We start from the raw sequence: 24,752 nt of genomic DNA on the forward strand, positions 1-24,752 counted from the left end.
AGTTCGAGGCGAAACTAACCGAGCCGCTCACCCTCGCGGCCTAAACCCAACCTGTCACCGATCCGTTCCTCACGCCCTCTCGATCAGATGGCGCGCAGTCGTGGTGCCGTCGACTCGCCCGCATACAGGGCGTCGAGGCGTGCGGCGATGATCTGATCGGAGTCATCTGCGGCGTGCGCGTAGGTCTGCGCTGCGCGCATGGTGGTGTGGCCGAGGCGGCGTTGGACCTCGGGGACGGATGCGCCGGCGCGGTAGGCGAGGGTAGCGCCAGTGTGGCGCAGGTCGTGCCAGGTGAGATCCTCGCGGCCGGCGGCGGCGCGAGCTTTGCCGAATATCGCGGTACGGCGCGAGGCGGATAGCGGGCGCCCGGTGGAGGCCGTGAACACGAGCGCGTCAAGCTCGTCGGGGACGAACTCATCAAGGTGCGTGCGCAGCTCGGCCATCACGAATGCGGGCAGGGACACCTTGCGCCGGCTCTTTGCGGTCTTGGGAGTGCCGAACGTGATGGGCTGTCCGGGGAGGTCGACGAGGGCGCGCTCGACGGTTACTGTCTCGGCGGTGAAGTCGATATGACGGCGAGCGAGCGCGAACAGCTCCCCGGCGCGCAGACCAGACCACGCGGCCAGCAGGACGGCGACACGCAACCGGCGCGGCATATGCGCGGCGATGGTGGCGACCTCGGCGGGCGTGGCAGTGTTGCGCTCGGCGCCCTTGGACTCACCGGCGCCCTTGATCTGGCAGGGGTTGCGCTCGAGCATGCCGTCTGTGACTGCGACGTTCAGCAGAGTGCGCAGCAGTCGGTAGGCGCTCGTGACAGCCGCGCGGCCGGCATTCTCGGGCAGTGGTGTCGCCGGGGTCGGCAGCATCGGCGATCCGGCGCGCTCCCACTCGGCGACGATGCGCGGCGACAGGCGCCCGGTGTCCGCGACGGCGAGCCCCTGTGAACGGGCCCAGGCGCGGACGGGATCGCGCCGGCGTGAGGCGTCGGCGGCGTGCCGCTCGGCGAGGCGCGCTCGGGCGCTGGTGAGCGCTGCGGCGTACCAGGTGCGGACTGTAGCTGGCGTGATGTCGGCAACGTCCATGGTGCCCAGCTCGACACCGCGCGAGGTATCACCGGCGCCAATGCGGGGGAGAACCCAACGCGAGAGGGCGTGCTCGTAATGCGAGAGTGTCACCGGGGACAGGTCCGCGCGTGTCGCGAGCCAGTCGCGGGCGAACGTCCCGAGGTCGACGCGCCCGGCTGACGGATCGCGCCAAACACCGCGGGCGCGGTCGGCGAACTCGGCAGCGAGCCAGGCATCACCCTCGGCACGCGCGGCGAAGGTGGTCGGCGCGCTGAATTTGCGACCGTCGCGGCGATAGAACGCGCGCCAGCGGCCCGAGGGTAGCTGCTCGACGGTTCCCCATGCACCCGGCGTGCGTCGGGACACAGCAGCGGCGCGGCGCGTCATCGTCCGGCCTCGTCGTCGCGGCGCATGTCTTGGCACTCGGGACAGGTGCCATCCCAGCGCGAGTGCGTCTCGGGCCCGAACTCGTCGAGGTCGTCGGATTCCGCGGGGTTCCATCGGTCGTTGCAATGTCCGCAACGGTGATCGCCAGGGTGATCGGCCTCGAGCCGGCACCAGTGCTCGTAGTCCTCACCGGGGGAGAGGACGTCGTCACAGCGGACGGCGAGGGATGCGACCGAACGGCCAGAAAGGGATGCGGAGAGCGTAAGGGATGCCATCAGATGGTCTCTCATTTAGCCCGTGAGTCCACGGGAGTCCATGAGAGGGTCTGAACTCGCTCTCTACAGCTTCCACCTATTCGCCTGCGATCCCTTACGGGAGTAGGGCAATTAAATGGAGGGGCTGACGAGAATCGAACTCGCATCATCTGTTTGGAAGACAGAGGCTTTACCACTAAGCTACAGCCCCGAATCACACGCACAAGCGTTGATATCGGATGTTCAGTTGTCTGGAATTCCGGCTCAGGAACCCCGCTTGTAAAAGCATAGCGGACGTTTGGAGTGCTCCTGTCCGTTAGACTCGACGAGGCCGTTCCCGTGCGCGGGATTACGGGGCGTAGCTCAGCTTGGTAGAGCGCCCGCTTTGGGAGCGGGAAGTCGCAGGTTCAAATCCTGTCGCCCCGACCAGGGCCCTCAGACCTCAGGCCGCGCCGGAGCGCGGAAACCCAAAGGAGAACACAGAAGCATGGCGAACAGCACCGTTGAGAAGCTGACCCCGACCCGGGTCAAGCTCACCATCACGGTCACCCCGGAAGACCTCAAGCCGAGCATCGAGCACGCCTACGAGCACATCGCTCAGGACGTTCAGATCCCTGGTTTCCGCAAGGGCAAGGTCCCGGCTCCCATCATCGACCAGCGTATGGGCCGCGGCGCTGTCATCGAGCACGCCGTCAACGAGGCGCTCGACAAGTTCTTCCGCGAGGCGGCTGCTGAGCAGAAGATCCGCATCGTCGGCCGCCCGGCTGCTGACATCACGCAGTGGCCCAACGAGAAGGACTTCTCCGGCGACCTGATCGTCGACGTCGAGGTCGACGTGCGGCCCGAGATCGAGATTCCGGCCTTCGACACCGTCACGCTGACCGTCGACGCGCTCGAGGTCGATGAGGCCGCTGTCGACGCTGAGCTCGACAAGCTCCGCGCTCGTTTCGGCACGCTGATCCCCGTTGACCGTCCGGCCGCGAAGGGCGACTTCGTCGAACTCGACCTCGTCGCGACCATCGATGGTGCAGAGATCGACCGCGCCGAGGGCGTCTCCTACGAGCTCGGCTCGGGCGAGCTGCTCGAGGGCATCGACGACGCCGTCGAGTCGCTCACCGCCGGTGAAGACACCACGTTCCGCTCGAAGCTCGTCGGTGGCGACCACGCCGGTTCCGAGGCAGAGGTCGCGGTCAGCGTCAAGGGCGTCAAGGAGCGCGAGCTCCCCGAGGCCGACGACGACTTCGCGCAGATCGCCAGCGAGTTCGACACGATCGCCGAGCTGCGCGCCAGCCTGACCGAGCGCGTCAACGAGCAGGGCGTCTTCGCCCAGGGCTCGGCCGCACGCGACCAGCTCATCGAGACGCTGCTCGAGAAGATCGAGATCCCCGTCCCGCCGCAGCTGATCGAGGACGAGGTGAACAACCACCTCGAGGGCGAGAACCGCCTCGAGGATGACGAGCACCGCGCCGAGGTGACCGAGGCGAGCGAGAAGCAGTTCCGCACGCAGGTCCTCCTCGACACGATCGCCGAGCAGGCCGACGTCCAGGTCTCGCAGGAGGAGCTCTCGCAGTACCTCATCCAGTCGGCTGCGCAGTACGGCATGGCTCCGCAGGAGTTCGTCCAGGCGCTGCAGTCCTCCAACCAGCTCCCCGCTCTCGTCGGCGAGGTCGCCCGCAACAAGGCTCTGGCCATCGCGCTGGGCAAGGTCTCGGTCGTCGACTCGAAGGGTGCGGCCGTCGACCTGTCGAGCCTGCTCGCCGTCGAGGGCGACGAGACCGAGGCTCCGGCCGAGGAGAAGCCCGCGAAGAAGGCTCCCGCGAAGAAGGCCGCCGCCAAGAAGGCGGATGCCGACGAGAAGCCCGCTGCGAAGAAGGCTCCCGCCAAGAAGGCGGACGCTGACGAGAAGCCGGCCGCCAAGAAGCCCGCTGCCAAGAAGGCTCCGGCCAAGAAGGTAGCCGACTCGGCTGAGTGATCGCCCAGCGATACTGATCAAGAAGGCGGATGCTTCGGCATCCGCCTTCTTGCATATGCGGCATTCGATATGCCGACGGCGAACACGGCCGAGGCGCCGCGTGCGCGCCGGTAGATTCGAATCACCGAACACGGAAACAGGAGCGTGAAATGGCTGAACCGCTTGTCGCGACCAGCGTCTTCGACAGACTGCTGAAGGACCGCATCATCTGGCTGGGGTCAGAGGTGCGTGACGAGAACGCCAATGAGATCTGCGCGAAGATTCTTCTTCTCGCCGCAGAGGACTCTGAGAAGGACATCTACCTCTACATCAACTCGCCCGGTGGTTCTATCACCGCAGGCATGGCGATCTACGACACGATGCAGTTCGTCCCGAACGACATCGTCACGGTCGGCATCGGCATGGCGGCTTCCATGGGGCAGCTTCTGCTCACGGCCGGCACCAAGGGCAAGCGCTACATCACGCCGAACGCGCGCGTGCTGCTGCACCAGCCGCACGGCGGCTTCGGCGGAACGTCGAGCGACATCCAGACGCAGGCGCAGCTCATCGTCTCGATGAAGAACCGCCTCGCCCAGATCACCGCTGCACAGACGGGCAAGTCCGTCGAGCAGATCAACGAGGACGGCGACCGTGACCGCTGGTTCACGGCTGAGCAGGCACTCGAATACGGCTTCGTCGATCACATCCGCGAGTCCGCCACCGACGTCATTGGCGGCGGCGGCACCGACCAGGACAGCAAGTAAGCGGAAAGCGAGAGCACTCGAATGTACACACCCACCTTCCGCGCTGCCGGCGACATGCCTTCCAGCCGCTACATCCTGCCCCAGTTCGAAGAGCGCACGGCCTACGGGCTCAAGCGCCAGGACCCGTACAACAAGCTGTTCGAAGACCGTGTGATCTTCCTCGGCGTGCAGGTCGATGACGCATCCGCTGATGACGTCATGGCCCAGCTGTTGGTTCTCGAGAGCCAGGATGCCGAGCGCGACATCACCATGTACATCAACTCGCCCGGTGGCTCGTTCACGGCTATGACGGCGATCTACGACACGATGCAGTACGTCGCGCCGCAGATCCAGACCGTCGTGCTCGGTCAGGCGGCGTCCGCTGCCTCCGTGCTTCTCGCGGCCGGCGCCCCCGGCAAGCGTCTGGCGCTGCCGAACGCGCGTGTGCTGATCCACCAGCCCGCGGTCGGCGAGTCCGGTCACGGTCAGGCATCGGACATCGAGATCCAGGCGGCGGAGATCCTCCGTATGCGCACCTGGCTCGAGGAGACGATGGCGAAGCACACCGGCCGCCCGGTCGAGCAGATCAACAAGGACATCGATCGCGACAAGATCCTCTCGGCCGCTGAGGCGCTCGAGTACGGCCTCGTCGATCAGGTGCTCACCACGCGCAAGCGCGCCTGAGCATCTCGTGGGGCGTCGGCATCCACCGACGCCCCGCGATCCCGCATCCAGCACATTCCAGGAAGAACAGCCATGACCCAGAACCTCGCCCGTTACGCCGACCACACGCTCCTCAAGCCCGAGGCCACGCAGGAAGATGTGCGTGCGACGATCGCCGAAGCCGCGTCGCTGGGTGCGTACAGTGTGTGCCTGTCGCCGTCTGTTCTCCCCGTCGAGGTTCCTGACGCTCTCAAGCTCGCGGTCGTCATCGGCTTCCCCAGCGGAAAGCACCACTCGGCGATCAAGGCTGCCGAGGCGAAGCTCGCGGTCGAACAGGGCGCTGACGAACTCGACATGGTGATCGACATCGGCGCGGCCGTTGCGGGGGAGTACTCGCGAGTCGAGGATGACATCCGCGCGGTGCGTGAAGCAGCCCCGGCGCCGACCGTTCTCAAGGTGATCATCGAGTCCGCCGCGCTCAGCGACGAGGCGATCGTCGCCGTCAGCCGTGCGGCTGAGGCCGCCGGTGCCGACTTCGTCAAGACGTCGACCGGTTTCCACCCTGCGGGCGGCGCGACCGAGCACGCCGTCGAGCTCATGAAGCAGACCGTCGGCGACCGCCTCGAGGTCAAGGCTTCTGGAGGCATCCGCACGCGCGAGACCGCGGAGCAGATGATCGCGGCCGGTGCCACGCGACTGGGCGTCTCGAGCACGCGATCGATCGTCGAGGATGCCGAGCCGGCTGGCGATTACTGAGCGCCGGGCAGCGTGTCACGACCGCGCAATGCGGCGCAGTGTCCGCGGCCTCGGTTAGGCTCGAAGCAGTCTCTCAGACTCTTCAAGGAGGATGCGCATGGCCCGAATCGGTGAAAGCGCTGACCTGTTCAAGTGCTCTTTCTGCGGAAAGAGCCAGAAGCAGGTGCAGCAGCTGATCGCTGGACCCGGCGTCTACATCTGCGACGAGTGCGTCGAGTTGTGCAACGAGATCATCGAAGAGCGCATGGCGGAGTCGTCCGCCGAGGGAACGGCGGATTTCGAGCTGCCGAAGCCGCGTGAGATCTACGCCTTCCTTGAGGAGTACGTCGTCGGCCAGGAGCAGGCCAAGCGTTCGCTCTCGGTCGCCGTCTACAACCACTACAAGCGCGTTCGCGCACATGGAACGCTTCAGCTGGCCGAGCAGAAGGCCGAAGACGTCGAGATCGCCAAGAGCAACATCCTGATGATCGGTCCGACCGGTTGCGGCAAGACTTACCTGGCGCAGACTCTCGCCAAGCGGCTGAACGTGCCGTTCGCGGTCGCCGACGCCACAGCGCTGACCGAGGCCGGCTATGTCGGCGAAGACGTGGAGAACATTCTCCTCAAGCTCATCCAGGCCGCCGACTACGACGTCAAGCGCGCCGAGCAGGGCATCATATACATCGATGAGATCGACAAGATCGCGCGTAAGGCCGAGAACCCCTCGATCACCCGCGACGTCTCCGGCGAGGGCGTTCAGCAGGCGCTGCTGAAGATCCTCGAGGGAACGGTCGCCTCGGTGCCTCCGCAGGGCGGGCGCAAGCATCCGCACCAGGAGCTCCTGCAGATCGACACCACCAACGTGCTCTTCATCGTCGCCGGTGCATTCGCCGGCCTGGAAGAGATCGTTTCGGCCCGCGTCGGAAAGCACGGGGTCGGTTTCGGCGCCCCGCTGCATGACAAGTCGAAGGACCTCGATCTGTTCAGTGAGGTTCTTCCCGAAGACCTGCACAAGTTCGGTCTGATCCCGGAGTTCATCGGCCGGCTGCCGGTCGTGGCATCCGTCACCCCGCTCGACCAGGACGCCCTGATCGACATCCTCACGGGGCCGCGCAACGCGCTGGTCAAGCAGTATCAGCGCATGTTCGAGCTCGACGGCGTCGAACTCGAGTTCGACGACGATGCGCTGCGCTCTATCGCTGACCTCGCGGTCGAGCGCAAGACGGGAGCACGCGGTCTGCGCGCCATTCTCGAAGACGTACTCGGGCCGATCATGTTCGAGATCCCTTCCGCCGATGACGTGAAGAAGGTCGTTGTCACCCGTGCGTCTGTGGAAGAGGGTGCCGCCCCCACGGTGGTGATGGAGCGCAAACGCAAGAGCGCCTGATGAAAGGAGACTCCGATGACAGAGACGTCTTCGGGGAGCCGGGTGCGCGGATTGCGGCGGGCGGCGATCATCACAGCGATCGTCTCGCTCTCAGCGGCAGCACTGCTCGGGATCGCGATGATCCTCACGGGCGACTGGGCCGACATCAGCTGGCGTGTGATGTCCACAACCGCAGTCGTGGGAGCGTTCAGCATCCTGGTCCTCGCAGATTTGGCGATCGTCGACCGTGAGGTCGGAGGGATCGGATGGACGGGTGCGGGCGTTGCCACGGTCGCAGCGGTGCTCTCGGTCATCGCGATCTGGATCGATACGGGAATCCCCTCATGGATGCTGCGCATCATTCTCGTGACGGCGATCGTTGGCGTCGCCACCGCGGTCGCTTCCCTTCTCCTGCTGCTGGCGAGACGTCGACACAGCGCCGTACGGGTGCTGTTGCCGATAGAACTCGTTCTGATCGGCATCTCCACGCTGATGCTGGTGCTTCCGGCAGCGACAGATGGCGACATCCCGGGGTATCCCGCAGATGGCTATTGGCGGCTGTTCGCGGTGATCATGATCCTTGCGGTGCTCGGTGCCGTCGTACTCCCGGTCGTGGGGCTCATTCTGAAAGCGGGTGAGCCGATTGCCGAGGGCGGGCCGTCACCTCTGTCTCTGGACGTGCCCGGGGACCTCGCGGATCGACTGCGCGCTGAAGCCGCAGCGACCGGCCGCACCGTCGAGGACCTGGCCCTGGAGGCGTTGGCGGAACGATTCCGCTGAGCGTGTGGCAGACGGCTTGAGCCCGCTCAGCCGAGTCCGCGCCGGGCAAGCAGTGGGGCGATGCGCGCATCGCGCCCGCGGAAGTCTCGGTAGGCCTGGAGCGGATCCTTCGAACCGCCGACACCGAGCAATCGGGCACGGAAGCGGTCACCGTTCTCCCGCGTGAGGCCGCCGTTCTCACGGAACCATTCCACGGTGTCCGCATCGAGCACTTCGCTCCAGATGTACGAGTAGTACCCGGCGCTGTATCCGCCGGAGAACACGTGCGCGAAGTACGTCGATGCGTAGCGGGGCGGAACCGCGGGGTTGTCGAGTCCGATCTCGGCGAGCGCCGACGCCTCGAACGCCGCGACGTCATCTGGAGCCGCAGTCACGCGATGCCACGCCTGATCGAGCCAGGCGGCCGCCAGGTATTCGCTCGTCGCATGCCCCTGGTTGAAGGTCGCCGTCGAGCGCAGCCGGTCGAGGGTCGCCGCATCCAGCGATTCGCCGGTTTCTTGGTGCCGTGCGTACTCGTCGAGGACCTCGGGCCACAGGATCCACATCTCGTTGACCTGGCTGGGGAACTCGACGAAGTCGCGGAAGACATTGGTGCCGGCGAAGTGGGGGTAGTTCACGGTGGCGAACAGCCCGTGCAGGGCATGACCGAACTCGTGGAAGAGGGTGGTTACCTCGTCCAGCGTGAGCAGTGTCGGTTCGCCGTCGCCGGGACGCGCGACGTTGAGGTTGTTGACGACGACCGGCGCGGTCCCGCGCAGGGCGGACTGACTGACGATCGGGTTCATCCATGCCCCGCCGCGCTTGGAATCACGGGTGTACAGATCGAGGATGAAGAGGCCCAATGCTGAGCTGTCGGGATTGAATACTTCGAAGACGCGGGCGCCCGGGTGATAGGCGAGGAGGTCCTCGCGCTCGGTGAAGGTCACACCGTACAGCTTCGTCGCGGCCGCGAAGACTCCGTCGCGAAGAACGCGCTCGGCCTCGAACCAGGGGCGCAGCGCGGCCGTGTCGATGTCGTACTCGGCAGCACGGACCTTCTCGGTGTAGAAGGCCCAGTCGTGCGCTTCGAGAGGGAAGGGCTCGGTCTCGGTCTTGTCGATGATCGCCTGCAACGCCCGCTGCTCGGCGCGTGCGTTCGCTGCGGCGGCCGGGGCGAGTCGGCGCAGCAGATCGGCGACGGCCTCCGGTGTGCCCGCGGTCTCATCAGCCGTGATGTAGGCCGCGTGCGATTCATAGCCCAGCAGGGCCGCCCTCTCGGCGCGCAGCGCGACGATCTCGGTGAGCACGGGGCGATTGTCGTTGGCGCCGTCGCGGGCGCCGCGCGCCCGGGAGGCCTCCAAGATGCGCCGACGGCTTTCGCGAACGGTCAGCGAGGCGAGATACGGATGCCCCGTGAACAGGGGGAGGGTGATCAGGTATCCCGACTCGTGCCCGCGGTCGCGCGCGGCGCGGGCCGCGGCGGACAGCTCACCCGACCCGAGCCCGTCGAGCTCCTCCGCGGTCTCGAAGAGCACCGCGAGATCGTTCGTGTCGGCGAGGAGGTTCTTCTCGAACGTCGTGGTCAGGGCTGACAGGCGCTGATTCAGAGCTGTCAGGGACTCCTTCGCTTCAGCATCCAGTGCGGCGCCGGCATGCGTCATCTCACGGAAATGCCGTTCTACAAGATAACGGCTCTCGGGATCGAGACCGAGGGCATCGAGCTGGTCATGCAGGGTCTTCACCCGCCAGTACAGCTGCGCGTCCAGACGAATCGCATCGTCATGAGCGGCCATGAGAGGAGCGAGCTCCTCATCGATGGCCTGGATCTCTGCCGTGGCATCCGCGGAGCTCACCGTGTAAAAGGTGTGGGCGACCGATTCGAGCAGGGCGCCGGACTGCTCGAGCGGGATCATCGTGTTCTCGAAGGTCGGCATCGAGCGCACCCGGGTGATCGCCTGGATCTCGGCGAGATGACGGGTGAACGCCTCCTGGAAAGCCGGGAGGTAGTGTTCGGGCTCGATCGCCGCATAGTCCGGAAGGGCGTACGGCAGCTCAGACGGCGCGAGCAGCGGGTTCACAGCATCGGTCATGATCTGAGCCTACGGCGGTGAGAGGATCAGTCCTCGAACTCGCGGGCGATGATCTCGCCTGAGGCGTCTTGGAAGACTTCCCAACCGGCGTCGAGCTCGGCTATGGGGCGGCCCTCCAGCCACGTGAGGGTCCAATACCCCGACATGCCCCGCGCCTCGACCTCAGAGATCGCCGGGCGCAGGGCCGCGGGGACGGATGCCGGAGCATCCGTTCCCGCGGCCCAACGCGTACCGAGCTGCATCAGCCCTCCTCGACCTCGGCGAGTTCGATCTCGGTGACGGCGAGCTCGTCGCCGGTCACGATCTCGAGCTCGGCGATGCGGCCGACGGCGCTGAGGTCGCCGGCCGCAGCGCGGAGAGCCTCGATCGCGTCAGCCGGAGCGGCGATCACGGCGCGAGCGACAGGCGTCTTCTGCGAGGCCTTGGCCTCGGTCTTCGCCCGGCGGATGCCGATGAGGGCTGCGCTGGCGGCGGTGAGCACCGAGGCGTCGCCACCGGCGAGGTCTCCCGCGGTCGGCCATGCGGCAGTGTGCACGGAGCCCTCTTCGAACCAGCTCCACGCCTCTTCCGTGGCGAAGGAGACGACCGGGGCCAGAAGGCGCAGCAGCGTCGACAGGGCGATGCGCAGAGCCAGGGCGGCGGAGGGCTGTCCGACGTCGGTCTGGTCGTAGGCGCGCTCCTTGACGAGCTCGAGGTAGTCGTCGCAGAACGTCCAGAAGAACGACTCGGTGATCTCCAGTGCCCGTGCGTGGTCGAAAGCGTCGAAAGCGGCGGTCGCATCGGCGACGACCGTGTCGAGCGCCGCGAGCATCGAGGCGTCCAGCGCGTGGGTGACTTCTGCGTTCTCCGGAACGGGGAACGAGAGAACGAACTTCGCAGCATTGAGGATCTTGATCGCCAGGCGGCGGCCGATCTTCATCTGCGTCGGGTTCTGCGGGTCGAATGCGGCGTCGACGCCGAGGCGGCTGGAGGCCGCCCAGTAGCGCACAGCATCCGAACCGTGCTTGTCGAGAATGTCGGCCGGGGTGACGACATTGCCCTTCGACTTCGACATCTTCTTGCGGTCGGGGTCGACGATGAAGCCGGAGATCGACGTGTGCTTCCACGGCGAGCGCGCATCCTCGAGGGTCGAGCGCAGCATGGTCGAGAACAGCCAGGTGCGGATGATGTCCTGGCCCTGCGGGCGCACATCGAACGGGGCGACGAGGTTCCACAGCTCCTCATCGCGCTGCCAGCCGCCGGCCAGCTGCGGCGTCAGAGAAGACGTCGCCCAGGTGTCGAGGATGTCGACCTCGGCCTCGAAGCCGCCGGCCTGTCCGCGCTGCTCGGCCGTGTACCCGGCGGGGACGTCGATCGTCGGGTCGACGGGAAGCTGCTCGGGGGAGGCGACGATGACCCGGTCGTAGTCGCGTTCACCGTTCTCGTCGAGGCCGTACCAGACGGGCAGCGGCACGCCGAAGAAGCGCTGGCGCGAGACGAGCCAGTCGCCGGTGAGGCCACCGACCCAGTTCTCGTAGCGCACCCGCATGAAGTCGGGGTGCCACTGCAGCTCCTTGCCGTGGGCGATGAGCTGCTCGCGCAGCTCTGCGTCACGGGCGCCGTTGCGGATGTACCACTGGCGGGTCGAGACGATCTCGAGCGGGCGGTCGCCCTTCTCGAAGTACTTCACGGCGTGGCTGAACGGCTTGGAGACCTCCAGCAGCTCGCCGGACTCCTCGAGCAGCTCGGCGATGCGCTTCTTGGCGCTGAAGACGGTCTTGCCGGCGAGCTCGGCGTAGGCGGCCTTCCCGGCATCCGACACGATCGCCTCGGGGGCCTCGGCCATCACCCGGCCGTCGAGGCCGAGGATCGTGCGGTTGGGCAGGTCGAGCTCGCGCCACCAGACCATGTCGGTCACGTCGCCGAAGGTGCAGACCATCGCGATTCCGGAGCCCTTGTCCTGCTGGGCGAGGTGGTGGGCGAGCACCGGGACCTCGACGTCGAACAGCGGCGAGCGCACGGTCGAGCCGAAGTAGGGCTGGTAGCGCTCGTCGTCGGGGTGGGCGACGAGGGCGACGCAGGCGGGGAGGAGCTCGGGGCGGGTCGTCTCGATGAGGATGTCGCCGGAGCCGTCGGTCTTGTGGAAGGCGAGGCGGTGGTACGCGGCCTGCTGCTCACGGTCCTCGAGCTCGGCCTGCGCGATGGCGGAGCGGAAGTCGACGTCCCACAGGGTGGGGGCGAGGGCCTGGTAGGCCTCGCCGCGCTCGTGGTTGCGGACGAAGCCGAGCTGGCTCTGGCGCATCGACTCGTCGGAGATGGTGCGGTAGGTCTGGGTCCAATCGACGCTGAGGCCGAGCTGGCGGAAGACGTCCTCGAACTGCTTCTCGTCCTCGACGGTGAGACGCTCGCACAGCTCGATGAAGTTGCGGCGGCTGATGGGCTGCTGGTCCGCGGCCTTCAGGCTCTTCGCGTTGCCCTCGAACGGGGGGACGAAGTCGGCGTCGTAGGGGAGGGCCGGGTCGACGCGCACGCCGTAGAAGTTCTGCACGCGCCGCTCGGTGGGCAGGCCGTTGTCGTCCCACCCGATCGGGTAGAAGACGTTCTTGCCGCGCATGCGCTCGTAGCGGGCCTTGACGTCGGTGTGCGTGTACGAGAACACGTGACCGATGTGGAGGGAGCCGGATGCTGTGGGCGGGGGCGTGTCGATCGAGTAGACGCCGGCACGGCCGAGCTCAGCGGCGCGGATCCGGTCGAACAGGTACGTGCCGTGCTCGCTCCAGACGCCGTCCCACTTGGCTTCGAGACCTTCGAGTGCGGGCTTGTCGGGGATTGCTGACATGGAGGTCTCCTTGCGCGATGTATGCGGCACTGTGTGAGCGTGCCTGAGTGTGGGATGTCGGGCCAGTCTACCCGGGCGCCCCGGAGAACGTGGCATGTTAGATTGCTAGCATGCAAGCATCGGATGCCGCGGACAAGAAGGTGCAGTTCAACGTCTACCTGCCACCGGATCTCGTCCGCGCCGTCAAGCACCGCGCGATCGATGAGGGCACGAGCCTGTCCGCACTCGTCGAGAGTGCTCTGCGTCACCACCTGGAGAAATGAACATGACCGTCGTGCAGCAGATCCTGTACACCGGCGAGCCCAGAAGCTGGTGGCGTCTCGCTGATGCCCTCGGCTTGGTCGCCCCCGTCGAACCGGATGCCGAATGGGCCGAGTTCCACGGCGACGGTGTGCTCGCCATCCACCCCGTCACGCCGGAGCACGCCGCCGGCGATGTCGACATCCACCTCATCGTCGCCGATCTGGATGCCGCGGCATCCGCTCTTGACGCCTTCGACACCGAGACGCTCACGATGGACGGCATCGGAGAGATGATCGTCGTCCACGCGGCATCAGGCATCTCGATCTCCGTCTCCGACGGTGCAGCCCAGCGCGGGGTCGGCCGAATCGCCGTGCAGCCCCTGTGGTTCCAACAAGACCTGACCGAACCGCGGGCGATCCTCGAAGCCCTCGGGTTCCGCACCGGTATCCAGGCCGATAGCGGCGGATGGGCCGAGATGCTCTGCGACGGGGGAGTCATCGGCCTGCACATGGGAGAGCCGAGAATCGGACTGTCCTTCGAAGCCCGCGGAGACCTCGACGCGCTCGCCGCATCACTGCGGGGAGCCGGGATCGCGGCATCCATCGTCGACGAGGCGTTCACCCGCACGATCCGACTTCCCGACCCCGACGGCGGCGACGACGTCTGGATCAACGGCGTCCAGCACGACCTGCACGGCTACCACCGCTGATGGTCTTCGAACGCGACCTCGGGGACGGCCTCACCCTCGCGCTGAGAACACCTGTCCTCGCGCACACGGTGCACGCACTCGCCGCGGCGAACCTCGACCGGCTCAAGCTCTGGGAACCGTGGGCGCATGCCTTCGACCCCTCAGGGCCCGACGAGACCTGGGACCGGATGCAACTGCAGGAGTACATCGACAAGACCGCCATCCCCACCGTCGTCATGCGCAACGGGCGTCCCCTCGGAGCGGTTTCCGCGCGCATAGACCGCTACACCGGGACGGGCAGCATCGGATACTGGCTCGACGCCGCAGCCGAGGGGCAGGGCATCGCGCAGAGGGCCTGCCGCACGCTCATCGACGACATGCTCTCCGACGGCATCGCCCGTGTCGAGATCCGCACCGCAGCGCACAACGCCCGCAGCATCCGCCTCGCCGAACGCCTCGGCTTCGAGCGCGAGGGAACCCTCCGCAGCGCCCTGCCGGTGGGCGACGAGCGTCACGACCTCGCGGTGTACGGACTGGTCGCGTAGCCGCTTCCCGCGCTCGGAGATCGGAGATCGGAGATCGGAGCGATTCTCTCCAGGATGTCCGCACCGTACGCCATGATGTGTGCGGTGCGATGAGACGGAGGCCCCGTGGCGAGAAGGACCGATTCGACGATGACCGGGTGGGTGCTCTGGTTCGTGATCGTGGTGATGATCGCGATCCCGAGGCTGCTGTTCCGTCACGTCGCGCGACCGCTCTGGCGCGCCTGGAGCCGAATCTGGGACTGCCAGTCGCCCGCGGCCGCACGCTCGGCGCTGCTCATGCGCGTGCGGGATCTCCTCGCGATCGTGGCGCTGCTCGCCGCACACGGCATCTGGCGCTGGGGGTCGATCTCCGTGACCGACGAGATCAATGCGGGAGTCTCCGACCGCCTGCGGACCTTCGGGCTGCTGCTGATGGTCGTGTGCATCGTCGCCACCGTGTTCATCGCCATGGCCCGGCGCGGGCACCGGCTGGAGACGGCTGCGCTCATGCTCATCCCGCTGTGGATCATCATCACGCTGGCACTGGTCGTGATCCTCGCCCTCGTCCTGTTCCTTCCGCAGGGGCCGGGGGCGGCGCTCGTCGGCTGGCTGGACGGAACGCTGATCTGGACAGAGGGTGGATCGTCCTCGCTCAACATCCTGTACGCGCTGTGGCAGGCGGTGAAGGTGATCGGCGGGGTGCTGATCGTCGTATCGCTGGCGACCACCGCCGTCGCCGCCCTCGTGATGTGCGTGAGATCAATGTTCCGGGCGCGGGACGCGCATCCGCTCATGGAACCGGTCGTCGCCATCGCGCTCGCGATCATCGTCCTTGCCTTCGGCGTGACCGAATGGACCTCCGTCGACCCGGCCTTCCCCTGGTGGGTGGCGATCATCCTCACCTTCGTCGGTCCCCTCGTCGTCATCGCCCTGAGCGCGCTGCAGATCGCCGAACTCCGCGAAGCCGGTCATCGATTCCGGTCGCCCACTGCCCGCGCGTGCGACGACGTGATCTCCGCACGCGCGCTGCAGCTGTTCGAAGGCGTCGCAGGGCTGGGGTCCCGCGCGTTCCCTCAGCGCAGGAGCGCGGGGTAGAATCAACCCACACGCATCGATCCGGCATCACCGGGGAGCACTCGGAAGAACAGCCCTCGGGCCCAGTAGAACCGAGCGGGGCAGGCCCGTCATCGCCGCAGTGAGAGTGGATGCTCCCTCGACAGGGGAGGATCACGCGAGGTGGTACCGCGGCCCGGGAGGGTCGTCCTCGCAAGACGCCCACGACGACCACTGCGAGATGCGATGACCTACCCCCGCGAATCAGCCTTCGGCCCCGCCGCCTCCGTTCCCGCGAGCCCGCGCTTCCCCCAGATCGAGCAGGAGATCCTCGAGTTCTGGAAGAGCGACGACACCTTCCGCGCGTCGATCGACCAGCGCGAGGGCTCGGACGAGTGGGTCTTCTACGACGGCCCGCCGTTCGCCAACGGCCTGCCGCACTACGGGCACCTCCTCACCGGCTACGCGAAGGACCTGTTCCCGCGCTTCCAGACCATGCGCGGCAAGAAGGTCGACCGCGTGTTCGGCTGGGACACCCACGGCCTGCCCGCGGAGCTCGAGGCGATGAAGCAGCTCGGCATCACCGAGAAGGCCGAGATCGAGTCGATGGGCATCGACGTCTTCAACGACAAGGCCCGCAGCTCCGTCCTCGCCTACACCGAGGAGTGGAAGGCGTACGTCACCCGCCAAGCCCGCTGGGTCGACTTCGACCGCGGATACAAGACGCTCGACCTCGGCTACATGGAGAGCGTCCTGTGGGCGTTCAAAACCCTCTACGACAAGGGCCTCGCCTACGAGGGCCACCGCGTTCTGCCGTACTGCTGGCGCGACGAGACCCCGCTGAGCGCGCACGAGCTGCGCATGGACGACGACGTGTACCAGATGCGTCAGGACCCGTCCGTGACCGTCACGTTCCCGCTGACCGGCGCGAAGGCCGAGGCCCTCGGCCTCACCGGCGTGCGCGCCCTCGCCTGGACGACCACCCCGTGGACGCTGCCCACGAACCTCGCCCTCGCCGTCGGACCCGAGATCGCCTACGCCGTGCTGCCCGCGGGCCCGAACGGCGCCGCCGATGTGCACAACGCCGGTGAGACCGTTGAAGCATCCTCGCACCGCTACCTGCTCGCGCAGGACCTCGTGGCCGCGCACGCGAAGGAGCTCGGCTACGAATCGGCCGAGGATGCGCTCGCCGCAGTGGAGCGCGCCGTCGCCGGTGCGGAGCTCGCGGACGTCACCTACGACCGTCTCTTCGACTACTACGCGGATGCCGAGACCTACGGCACCGAGAACGCCTGGCGCATCCTCGTCGACGCCTACGTCACCACCACCGACGGCACCGGAATCGTGCACCAGGCCCCGGCATACGGTGAGGACGACCAGCGCGTGGCCGGTGCCGCCGGCATCCCGACGATCCTCTCGCTCGACGAGGGCGGCAAGTTCCTGCCGAACGTCACCGATGTCGCGGGCGAGCTGTGGATGGACGCGAACCGTCCGCTCATCCGCCTGCTCAAGGAACAGGGGCGCCTCCTGCGCGAGGCCAGCTACGAGCACAGCTACCCGCACTGCTGGCGGTGCCGCAACCCCCTGATCTACAAGGCCGTGTCGAGCTGGTTCATCCGCGTGACCGACATCAAGGACGACATGCTCGCGAACAACGAGCAGATCACCTGGGTGCCCGAGAACGTCAAGGACGGCCAGTTCGGCAAGTGGCTCGAGGGCGCCCGCGACTGGTCGATCAGCCGCAACCGCTACTGGGGGTCGCCGATCCCGGTGTGGAAGAGCGACGACCCCGAGTACCCGCGCGTCGACACCTACGGCTCGCTCGAGGAGATGGAGCGCGACTTCGGCACGCTGCCGCGCAACCCCGAGGGCGAGATCGACCTGCACCGCCCGTACATCGACGATCTGACGCGCCCGAACCCGGACGACCCCACGGGCAAGAGCACCATGCGCCGCATCGAGGACGTCTTCGACGTCTGGTTCGACTCCGGCTCGATGCCCTACGCGCAGGTGCACTACCCGTTCGAGAATCAGGAGTGGTTCGACTCGCACGCGCCGGCGGACTTCATCGTCGAGTACATCGGTCAGACCCGCGGCTGGTTCTACGTGATGCACGTGCTCTCGACCGCGCTGTTCGACCGCCCGGCGTTCACCGGCGTCAGCTGCCACGGCATCGTGCTCGGCAACGACGGCTACAAGATGTCGAAGTCGCTGCGCAACTACCCCGATGTCTCCGAGGTGCTCGACCGCGACGGTTCCGACGCGATGCGCTGGTTCCTCATGTCGAGCTCGGTGCTGCGCGGCGGCAACCTCGCCGTCACCGAGGAGGGCATCCGCTCGGGCGTGCGCGAGTTCCTGCTGCCGCTGTGGAGCTCGTGGTACTTCTTCTCGACCTACGCCAACGCGTCGGGGGAGAACGGCTACACCGCCACCTGGCGCACCGACTCCACCGATGTGCTCGACCGCTACATCCTGGCCCGCCTCGGCGAGCTCGTGCGGGATGTGGCATCCGACCTCGAGGGACTCGACTCGACCACGGCATCCGCTCGTCTGCGCGACTTCGCCGAGGTGCTGACCAACTGGTACATCCGTCGTTCGCGCGACCGCTTCTGGGGCGACGTGACCGACGATGCGAAGAGCGCCGAGGCGTTCGACACGCTCTACACGGTGCTCGAGACGCTCACGCGCGTCGCGGCGCCGCTGGTGCCGCTCGTCAGCGAGCGCATCTGGCAGGGCCTCACCGGCGGACGCAGCGTGCACCTGACCGACTGGCCGGATGCTGCGGCGTTCCCCGCCGCGGAGGACATCCGCGAGGCGATGGATGCCGTGCGCGAGCTCTCCAGCGTCGGCAACGCGCTGCGCAAGAAGGAGAAGCTGCGCGTGCGCCTGCCACTGCAGCGCTTCAGCGTCGTCTCGCCGCTGGCGGATTCGCTCGGCCAGTTCGAGGACATCCTCCGCGAGGAGCTCAACGTCAAGCAGGTCGAGCTCGTGGCGCTCACCGACTCGGCCGCCGCCGAATACGGCATCAGCCACCGCCTGAGCGTCAACGCCCGCGCCGCGGGCCCGCGCCTGGGCAAGAACGTGCAGACCGTCATCAAGGCCGCGAAGTCCGGCGACTGGTCCGAGACCGACGGCGTCGTCACCGCCGGTGGCATCGCTCTCGAGTCGCACGAGTACGAGCTGGCGCTGGAGACCTCGGGCCGTCCCGAGGGCGAGGCGCTCGCGATCGTCCCGTCCGGCGGCTTCGTGCTGCTCGACACCGCAACGACGCCCGAGCTCGAGGCCGAGGGCATGGCGCGCGACGCGATCCGCGTCGTGCAGGAAGCGCGCAAGAACGCCGATCTCGATGTCAGCGATCGGATCGTCCTCACGCTCGAGGTGTCCGCGGAGAACGCCGAGGCACTCCTCCCGCACGGTGACTTCATCGCCGCCGAGACTCTGGCCACCAGCTGGGCGGTGGGTGTCGCGGAAGACATCGAGGCGCTCGTCGACACCGCAGCGGGCAATGGAAGCACCTTCCGCAGCGGAGCGCGCGCGCTCGGCTCGGACAAGTCGCCCATCGTGGTGTCCTTCGAGAGCAAGGGGGCGGCAAATGTCTGATCTCGAACGCGCCGATGCCGTCTACGAGGCGTTGCTCGCCCGGGCGGGGGAGGGATGGGTGCAGCCCCGCAAGGAGCGCACCGCGCGGATCCTCGAGTTCCTCGGCGACCCGCAGAAGAACTACCGGGTCGTGCACATCACCGGCACGAACGGCAAGACATCCACGGCACGGATGATCGAGAGCCTGCTGCGCGCCCACGGTCTGCGCACCGGTTTGTTCACGAGCCCGCACCTCGAGCGCTTCACCGAGCGGATCATGATCGATGGCGAGCCCATCGCGGATGCCGCGATCGCCGACGCGTGGGACGAGATCTCGCCGTTCGTGACGATCGTGGATGCGGAGCTGGAGGCTGCGGGCGAGGCTCCGCTGACTTTCTTCGAACTGCTCACGGTGCTCGCCTTCGTGGGGGCTTCGGATGCTCCCGTCGACGTGCTCGTGCTCGAGGTCGGGATGGGCGGCGAGTGGGACTCGACGAACACCGCCGATGGTGATGTGGCCGTGTTCGCCCCGATCGCGATCGATCATGCTGATCGTCTCGGCGACACGCTGGAGAAGATCGCCACCGTCAAGGCGGGCATCATCAAGGAGGGCGCTGCCGTCGTCTCCGCCCAGCAGTCGGCCGAGGTCGCCGAGGTGCTGCGCCGGGTCGCCGCCGAGAAGGCCGCGACGATCGCTTTCGAGGGCGAGGAGTTCGGGCTCGCCGAGCAGAAGCTCGCCGTGGGCGGTCAGCTGTTGACGATCCGAGGGATCGCCGGTCACTACGTCGAGGAATATCTGCCGCTGTACGGCGCGCACCAGGGGCACAACGCGGCTCTCGCCGTCGCCGCGGTCGAGTCGCTCATCGGCGCCGGGTCCCAGGCGATCTCCGGCGAGATCATCACCGACGGCCTGCAGGGGGCGACCTCGCCCGGACGTCTGCAGCTGCTCGGCATCGCGCCGACCGTCGTCGTCGACGCCGCGCACAACCCGCACGGCGCGAAGGCGCTCGCCCAGTCTTTGGACGATAGCTTCGACTTCGATGAGTGGGGCCTCGTGCTCGGTGTGCTCTCCGACAAGGATGGTGTGGGCATCGTCGCCGAGCTCGCTCCGGCATCCGCCCACATCTTCGCCACCGAGCCGACATCCGAGCGTGCAGGCGATGCCGATGCGCTGGCCGACATCATCGAAGCGGCGGGTCACCGGGTGACGGTTCTTCCCGCGCTGGCGGATGCTGCGGACGCGGCGCGCGAGTGGGCGGCGTCGTCGGATCGCCGCGCCGTCGTCATCGCCGGTTCCATCGTGCTTGCCGGTGAGGCCATCGCCCTTGCAGAGGAAGAGGACTGGAAATCGGGGTGGCGCGCATGAGCCGTCCGCAGCGCACCCTCGTGCAGAAGCTCGCTCCCATCGTGCTCGGCTTCGAAGCGGTGGTCGTCATTCTCGTCGGCTTCACGATCTTCGGCCTGGGTCGCCTGCCCGGCGATATCCCGCAGTGGTGGGCGATCGTCGGCGGAGCCGTCGTCGCGATCCTCATGATCGCGCTCGCGGGCATGATCACCAAGCCGTGGGCGATCGGCGCCGGATGGGCTCTGCAGGCGGTCGTCGCACTGTCGGCGATCCTCGTGCCCGCCATCCTGCTCGTCGTCGTGGTTTTCGGCGGCATGTGGGGATATGCGACGATCATGGGGGCCCGGTTGGACGCACGACGTCCCGCCGCCACGGACCAGATTCCTTCCGATAACGACACTCACACAGAGAGCGACTGACATGGCCACCGAAGAAACCCTCGTCCTCGTCAAGCCCGACGGCGTCGCCCGCGGCCTCACCGGCAGCATCCTCGCCCGCATCGAGGCGAAGGGCTACTCGCTCGTCGACCTGCGTCTCGTCGAGCCCGACCGCGACCGCCTCGCCGCCCACTACGCCGAGCACGAGGGCAAGCCCTTCTACGAGCCGCTCATGGAGTTCATGATGTCCGGCCCGTCCGTGGCGATCCGCCTGGCCGGCAACCGCGTCATCGAGGGCTTCCGCTCGCTGGCCGGCACGACCGACCCGACGACAGCGGCTCCGGGAACCATCCGTGGCGACCTCGGCCGCGACTGGGGACTGGCCGTTCAGCAGAACCTCGTGCACGGCTCCGACAGCACCGAGTCCGCTCAGCGCGAGCTCTCGATCTGGTTCTGACACGAAACGGATCCGAATACGGCGAAGCCCGCCGGCCTCCTCTCCAGGAGCCGGCGGGCTTCGCCGTTCATGTCGTGAGGTCTGGCTCAGAAGAGGATTCGGGCCATCTCGCCGAGGAAGTCGATGCCCTTGAGGTGGGCCATCATGATGATGACGGCGTAGGCGAGGATCGTCGCGAGCGGCACCCAGGCCATCAGAGCGGATCCTGCTGCCCGGGCCTTCGCGGACCGCGTGAATGTTCCGTTGCGCAGCAGGTGCAGCATCGTGGCGAAGAACGTCGGGATGGTCACGGCCCACGTCACCATGCACCATGGGCAGAGCACGATCAGCTCGTAGATGCTCTGCGAGATGAGCCAGCACACGAAGCCGAAGGCGAACGTGATGCCCGCACCGAAGGCGGCCCAGAACCAGCGCGGGAAGCGAGCGCCCGAGAGCAGGGCAACACCGACGACGAGCACGGTCATCCAGCCGGTCAGCCCGATCAGCGGGTTGGGGAAGCCGAAGGCCGAGCCCTGCCAGGAGTTGAGGTTCACACCGCACTGGATGAATGCGCTCAGGTCGCAGCTGAGCGAGGCATCCGGGTTCTCCAGGAGGTGAAACTTCTCGACGGTGAGCTGGAAAGCAGCCCACCAGCCGACGACGCTCGCGATGATCAGCCAGACGGCGTAGATGACGGGGCGGGTGCGCTGCTCGCTCATGCAGCGATTATCGCAGTGAGCGCTATGGATGCGGCGTGAACAGGACCGGGAAAACGCGAGACGGTCACGAGAATGCCGCGAACCCGGGCACATGGTGCGATAATGACCTGTGATGCACTGCGCGGCACTTTCGCGCAACGCATCGTCGCAGACTTCGGGGCCCATGCCCCTCGTGACCAGAGCCATGAGCCGGTCGCACACCGAGTGAGTTCGCGGCACCTGCGGGTGTCGCATGAGATTTCGCGGCGCACCAGGTGCCCGCGCAGGGAGCTAGCCAGAGATGGCCTCAGAGAACAATGACACCAACACCCCCACTCCCGATGCCGTCTCGGAGGCGCCGCTGAACGCGGACGTCGCCGAGATCGAGACGGAGCAGACAGTCACCGAGGCGATGGACGCCCCGGAATCGGATGTTCCGGCGGAGGCGCGGGTCGAGGAATCCGCCGAGGCCGAGCAGGAGGCGCCGGCGCCGGTCGTGGATGAGCGCCCCGAGACGACTCCCGCCTCCGAGACTCAGGTCGCGGTGCCGTTGACGGCGGTCGGTCTGGGACTGCTTCCCGAGGTTTTCGTCTCGCAGGTCTCGACGCAACTGCACTTCTATGCTCCGGAGCTCGAGCTGCTCCCGGCTCGTCCGGGGCGCGCTCGCGACGACTCCCACGACGCGGAGGACGACTCCTCGTCGTCGCGTCGGGGGCGGCGTCGTCGCGGGGGGAGCGACGACAGCGACGGCCAGCGCGAAGAGCCGCGCCAGCGCCAGCGCGTCGTCGAGTACATCACCGAGCCGAAGGCCATCAAGGGTTCGACGCGTCTCGAGGCGAAGAAGCAGCGTCGCCGCGACGGCCGTGACGCCGGTCGCCGTCGTCCCGTCGTCACCGAGGCGGAGTTCCTCGCACGCCGCGAGTCCGTCGACCGCAAGATGGTCGTCCGCTCGAAGAACGGTCGTACGCAGATCGGTGTCCTCGAGGATGCCGTGCTCGTCGAGCACTACGTCGCCCGCAATCAGGATGCCTCGCTCATCGGCAACGTCTACCTCGGGCGCGTGCAGAACGTGCTACCGAGCATGGAGGCGGCCTTCGTCGACATCGGCCGCGGACGCAACGCCGTCCTGTACTCGGGCGAGGTCGACTGGGACGGCGTCGAGACCGGCAACCAGCCCCGCCGCATCGAGCTGGCCCTCAAGCCCGGCGACCGCGTTCTCGTGCAGGTCACCAAGGACCCGGTCGGACACAAGGGTGCCCGCCTCACGAGCCAGATCTCGCTTCCGGGGCGCTACCTCGTTTATGTGCCCGGCGGATCCATGAACGGCATCAGCCGCAAGCTCCCCGATAACGAGCGCGCGCGACTCAAGCGCATCCTCAAGGAAGTGCTTCCCGAGTCCAGCGGCGTCATCGTCCGCACGGCGGCCGAGGGGGCCACCGAGGAGCAGCTGACGCGCGATGTGCAGCGCCTGACCTCGCAGTGGGAGCACATCCAGAAGCAGGTCGAGAGCCAGCAGGCCCCCGCTCTGCTGCATGCCGAACCCGACCTCCTGGTCAAGATCGTCCGTGATGTCTTCAACGAGGACTTCACGAAGATGCTCATCCAGGGCGAGGAATCGCAGCGCACGATCCGGGCCTACCTCGAGAGCGTCGCCCCCGATCTCCTCGAGCGTGTCGAGTCCTACGAGGACGACGTCGACCCGTTCGACGCCTTCCGCATCACGGAGCAGATCGAGAAGGCTCTCGACCGTAAGGTCTGGCTGCCCTCCGGCGGTTCTCTCGTCATCGACCGCACCGAGGCGATGACCGTCGTCGATGTCAACACCGGCAAGTTCGTCGGCTCTGGCGGCAACCTCGAAGAGACGGTCACGAAGAACAACCTCGAGGCTGCCGAGGAGATCGTCCGCCAGCTGCGCCTGCGCGACATCGGCGGCATCATCGTCGTGGACTTCATCGACATGGTGCTCGAGTCCAACCGCGATCTCGTGTTGCGCCGTCTGATCGAATGCCTCAGCCGTGACCGCACGAAGCACCAGGTCGCCGAGGTGACCTCGCTCGGCCTCGTGCAGATGACCCGCAAGAAGCTGGGACTCGGCCTGCTCGAGACGTTCAGCGAAGCGTGCGAGGTCTGCGCCGGGCGCGGCGTCATCGTGCACCACGATCCGGTCGTCAAGCACCGTTCGAACACGAACAGCGGCGGTCAGTCGAACAACCGCCGTCAGCGCGGCGGGAACGGCAACAACAACGGCGGCAGCGGCAACTCCGGAAACAGCGCTCAGAACACCGCCGCACCGGCCGCAGCGCCGGTGGCCCACAGCATCCCGGAGGGGGCGAAGTCGGCGCTCGCGCAGATCGCGGCCTCGACGCTCGTGCCCACCGGGGATGAAGCGACCCTCCTCCCGATCGAGGTCGATGCACCGGTTGCACCGGAGCGCCCCAAGAAGCAGCGCAAGAAGCGGTCTTCCGATCGCAACAAGGCGCCGAAGACGCCTGCGGAGCAGATGCTCGACTCCGTCCTCGATGCACTGCCGGAGCCGAAGGCTCCCGGTCAGGGGCGCAACCGTCGCCGGGTCACGACAGCCGCTCTCACCGGAACGCCGGTGTCCGTGAACTCGTCAACGGCGCCGGTCGCGGGCGGGGACGCGCAGTCCTGACGCGATCAGACGACGCGTGAGCTCCTTGCCGCCGACGTGCACAGCGCCGGCGGCGAGGAGGCGGGGGAGCGCGTCTTCCGGTGCGTCGTAATGGTCGAGGTCGAATGCGCGCCGCGGCAGGCCCGTGGCGTGTGCGAATGCATGCAGCTCCTCCAGGGAGCTGTCGCTGACCACGTGGGCCCACAGGCGCCCGTGAGCGGGCCAGATGGGGTCATCGATCAGAATGGTCACCCCCAGATCCTACGATCGCGCGACACGGCTCCGGCTCGCTTTGCGAGACGGCTTCCGATCCGGTAAAGTTGTCCCTTGGTGCGTGAGCTGAGTCG

Annotated in this window: 21 protein-coding genes, 2 tRNA genes and 1 pseudogene; 16 read left to right on the top strand and 8 right to left on the bottom strand. The window is 67.2% G+C overall.

Features of this window, described 5'->3' with window-relative positions:
- Positions 1-83 precede the first annotated feature (83 nt).
- The 3 genes from ACWAUG_RS10145 to ACWAUG_RS10155 all read right to left on the bottom strand — a co-directional run bounded on the left by ACWAUG_RS10145 (position 84) and on the right by ACWAUG_RS10155 (position 1,916).
- Complete coding sequence (locus ACWAUG_RS10145) at positions 84-1,451, bottom strand: tyrosine-type recombinase/integrase (protein WP_460802335.1); 1,368 nt, start codon at positions 1,449-1,451, stop codon at positions 84-86.
- Complete coding sequence (locus tag ACWAUG_RS10150; RefSeq protein WP_460802336.1) at positions 1,448-1,726, bottom strand: hypothetical protein; 279 nt, start codon at positions 1,724-1,726, stop codon at positions 1,448-1,450. The genes ACWAUG_RS10145 and ACWAUG_RS10150 overlap by 4 nt, the downstream gene beginning before the upstream one ends.
- 116 nt (positions 1,727-1,842) lie before the next feature.
- Positions 1,843-1,916 (bottom strand) — tRNA-Gly (locus tag ACWAUG_RS10155).
- 141 nt (positions 1,917-2,057) lie between these two features.
- On the opposite strand from ACWAUG_RS10155, the gene ACWAUG_RS10160 reads away from it, so the two are divergent.
- The 7 genes and pseudogenes from ACWAUG_RS10160 (at position 2,058) to ACWAUG_RS10190 (ending at position 7,943) form a co-directional block, all read left to right on the top strand.
- Positions 2,058-2,134 (top strand) — tRNA-Pro (locus tag ACWAUG_RS10160).
- 58 nt (positions 2,135-2,192) lie between these two features.
- Positions 2,193-3,677, top strand: coding sequence for a trigger factor (gene tig / locus ACWAUG_RS10165; protein ID WP_460802337.1), 1,485 nt, complete (start codon positions 2,193-2,195; stop codon positions 3,675-3,677).
- Positions 3,678-3,820: 143 nt separating this feature from the next.
- Positions 3,821-4,420: pseudogene (locus ACWAUG_RS10170) on the top strand (ATP-dependent Clp protease proteolytic subunit); the annotation flags it as partial.
- Between the two features lie 21 nt (positions 4,421-4,441).
- Entirely contained in the window at positions 4,442-5,083 is a 642-nt protein-coding gene (locus ACWAUG_RS10175; protein WP_460802338.1) for an ATP-dependent Clp protease proteolytic subunit, read from the top strand.
- A gap of 72 nt (positions 5,084-5,155) precedes the next feature.
- Positions 5,156-5,818: a deoxyribose-phosphate aldolase gene (gene deoC, locus ACWAUG_RS10180; protein ID WP_460802339.1), complete on the top strand. Its 663-nt coding sequence runs from the start codon at positions 5,156-5,158 to the stop codon at positions 5,816-5,818.
- A 97-nt stretch (positions 5,819-5,915) separates the two neighbouring features.
- Positions 5,916-7,184 carry an ATP-dependent Clp protease ATP-binding subunit ClpX gene (gene clpX / locus ACWAUG_RS10185; RefSeq protein WP_460802340.1) on the top strand — a complete coding sequence of 423 codons (1,269 nt, stop codon included), beginning with the start codon at positions 5,916-5,918 and terminating at the stop codon, positions 7,182-7,184.
- 15 nt (positions 7,185-7,199) lie between these two features.
- A complete protein-coding gene (locus tag ACWAUG_RS10190) occupies positions 7,200-7,943 on the top strand; it encodes a hypothetical protein (protein WP_298039998.1) in 744 nt (247 codons plus the stop codon).
- A 26-nt stretch (positions 7,944-7,969) separates the two neighbouring features.
- On the opposite strand, the gene ACWAUG_RS10195 is transcribed toward ACWAUG_RS10190, so the two are convergent.
- The 3 genes from ACWAUG_RS10195 to valS are packed head-to-tail and all read right to left on the bottom strand — an operon-like array spanning position 7,970 to position 12,830.
- On the bottom strand, positions 7,970-10,012 hold the full coding sequence (locus tag ACWAUG_RS10195; protein WP_460802341.1) for a M3 family metallopeptidase: 2,043 nt from the start codon (positions 10,010-10,012) through the stop codon (positions 7,970-7,972).
- 26 nt (positions 10,013-10,038) lie between these two features.
- Positions 10,039-10,254 (bottom strand): hypothetical protein, encoded by a 216-nt coding sequence (locus tag ACWAUG_RS10200; protein ID WP_298039994.1) that lies wholly within the window; start codon positions 10,252-10,254, stop codon positions 10,039-10,041.
- Positions 10,254-12,830, bottom strand: a complete 2,577-nt coding sequence (valS, locus tag ACWAUG_RS10205) for a valine--tRNA ligase (protein WP_460802342.1) — start codon at positions 12,828-12,830, stop codon at positions 10,254-10,256. The genes ACWAUG_RS10200 and valS overlap by 1 nt, the downstream gene beginning before the upstream one ends.
- 110 nt (positions 12,831-12,940) lie before the next feature.
- Here valS and ACWAUG_RS10210 point away from each other — a divergent pair, with 110 nt between their 5' ends.
- The 8 genes from ACWAUG_RS10210 (at position 12,941) to ndk (ending at position 21,096) form a co-directional block, all read left to right on the top strand.
- The gene (locus tag ACWAUG_RS10210; RefSeq protein WP_298039989.1) at positions 12,941-13,093 is read left to right on the top strand and encodes a ribbon-helix-helix domain-containing protein; all 153 of its coding nucleotides are present in this window, start codon (positions 12,941-12,943) and stop codon (positions 13,091-13,093) included.
- 2 nt (positions 13,094-13,095) lie between these two features.
- On the top strand, positions 13,096-13,782 hold the full coding sequence (locus tag ACWAUG_RS10215; RefSeq protein ID WP_298039987.1) for a hypothetical protein: 687 nt from the start codon (positions 13,096-13,098) through the stop codon (positions 13,780-13,782).
- Positions 13,782-14,306, top strand: a complete 525-nt coding sequence (locus ACWAUG_RS10220; RefSeq protein WP_298039983.1) for a GNAT family N-acetyltransferase — start codon at positions 13,782-13,784, stop codon at positions 14,304-14,306. Before ACWAUG_RS10215 ends, ACWAUG_RS10220 begins: the two co-directional genes overlap by 1 nt.
- 105 nt (positions 14,307-14,411) lie before the next feature.
- Positions 14,412-15,380 carry a hypothetical protein gene (locus ACWAUG_RS10225; RefSeq protein WP_460802343.1) on the top strand — a complete coding sequence of 323 codons (969 nt, stop codon included), beginning with the start codon at positions 14,412-14,414 and terminating at the stop codon, positions 15,378-15,380.
- Positions 15,381-15,584: 204 nt separating this feature from the next.
- Complete coding sequence (gene ileS / locus ACWAUG_RS10230) at positions 15,585-18,938, top strand: isoleucine--tRNA ligase (protein ID WP_460802344.1); 3,354 nt, start codon at positions 15,585-15,587, stop codon at positions 18,936-18,938.
- Positions 18,931-20,283: a bifunctional folylpolyglutamate synthase/dihydrofolate synthase gene (locus tag ACWAUG_RS10235; RefSeq protein ID WP_460802345.1), complete on the top strand. Its 1,353-nt coding sequence runs from the start codon at positions 18,931-18,933 to the stop codon at positions 20,281-20,283. Before ileS ends, ACWAUG_RS10235 begins: the two co-directional genes overlap by 8 nt.
- Positions 20,280-20,681 carry a DUF4233 domain-containing protein gene (locus ACWAUG_RS10240; RefSeq protein WP_298039972.1) on the top strand — a complete coding sequence of 134 codons (402 nt, stop codon included), beginning with the start codon at positions 20,280-20,282 and terminating at the stop codon, positions 20,679-20,681. Before ACWAUG_RS10235 ends, ACWAUG_RS10240 begins: the two co-directional genes overlap by 4 nt.
- Position 20,682: 1 nt before the next feature.
- Positions 20,683-21,096, top strand: a complete 414-nt coding sequence (ndk, locus tag ACWAUG_RS10245) for a nucleoside-diphosphate kinase (RefSeq protein ID WP_298039969.1) — start codon at positions 20,683-20,685, stop codon at positions 21,094-21,096.
- An 86-nt stretch (positions 21,097-21,182) separates the two neighbouring features.
- Here ndk and ACWAUG_RS10250 read toward each other — a convergent pair whose 3' ends face one another.
- Positions 21,183-21,794: a vitamin K epoxide reductase family protein gene (locus tag ACWAUG_RS10250; protein ID WP_460802346.1), complete on the bottom strand. Its 612-nt coding sequence runs from the start codon at positions 21,792-21,794 to the stop codon at positions 21,183-21,185.
- A gap of 280 nt (positions 21,795-22,074) precedes the next feature.
- Here ACWAUG_RS10250 and ACWAUG_RS10255 point away from each other — a divergent pair, with 280 nt between their 5' ends.
- On the top strand, positions 22,075-24,426 hold the full coding sequence (locus ACWAUG_RS10255; RefSeq protein WP_460802347.1) for an Rne/Rng family ribonuclease: 2,352 nt from the start codon (positions 22,075-22,077) through the stop codon (positions 24,424-24,426).
- Here the strand turns inward: ACWAUG_RS10255 and ACWAUG_RS10260 are convergent.
- Positions 24,388-24,657, bottom strand: a complete 270-nt coding sequence (locus tag ACWAUG_RS10260) for a DUF4031 domain-containing protein (protein ID WP_460802348.1) — start codon at positions 24,655-24,657, stop codon at positions 24,388-24,390. The genes ACWAUG_RS10255 and ACWAUG_RS10260 overlap by 39 nt on opposite strands.
- Positions 24,658-24,752: the final 95 nt, after the last annotated feature.

This window comes from Microbacterium sp. GXF6406 (assembly GCF_054798215.1).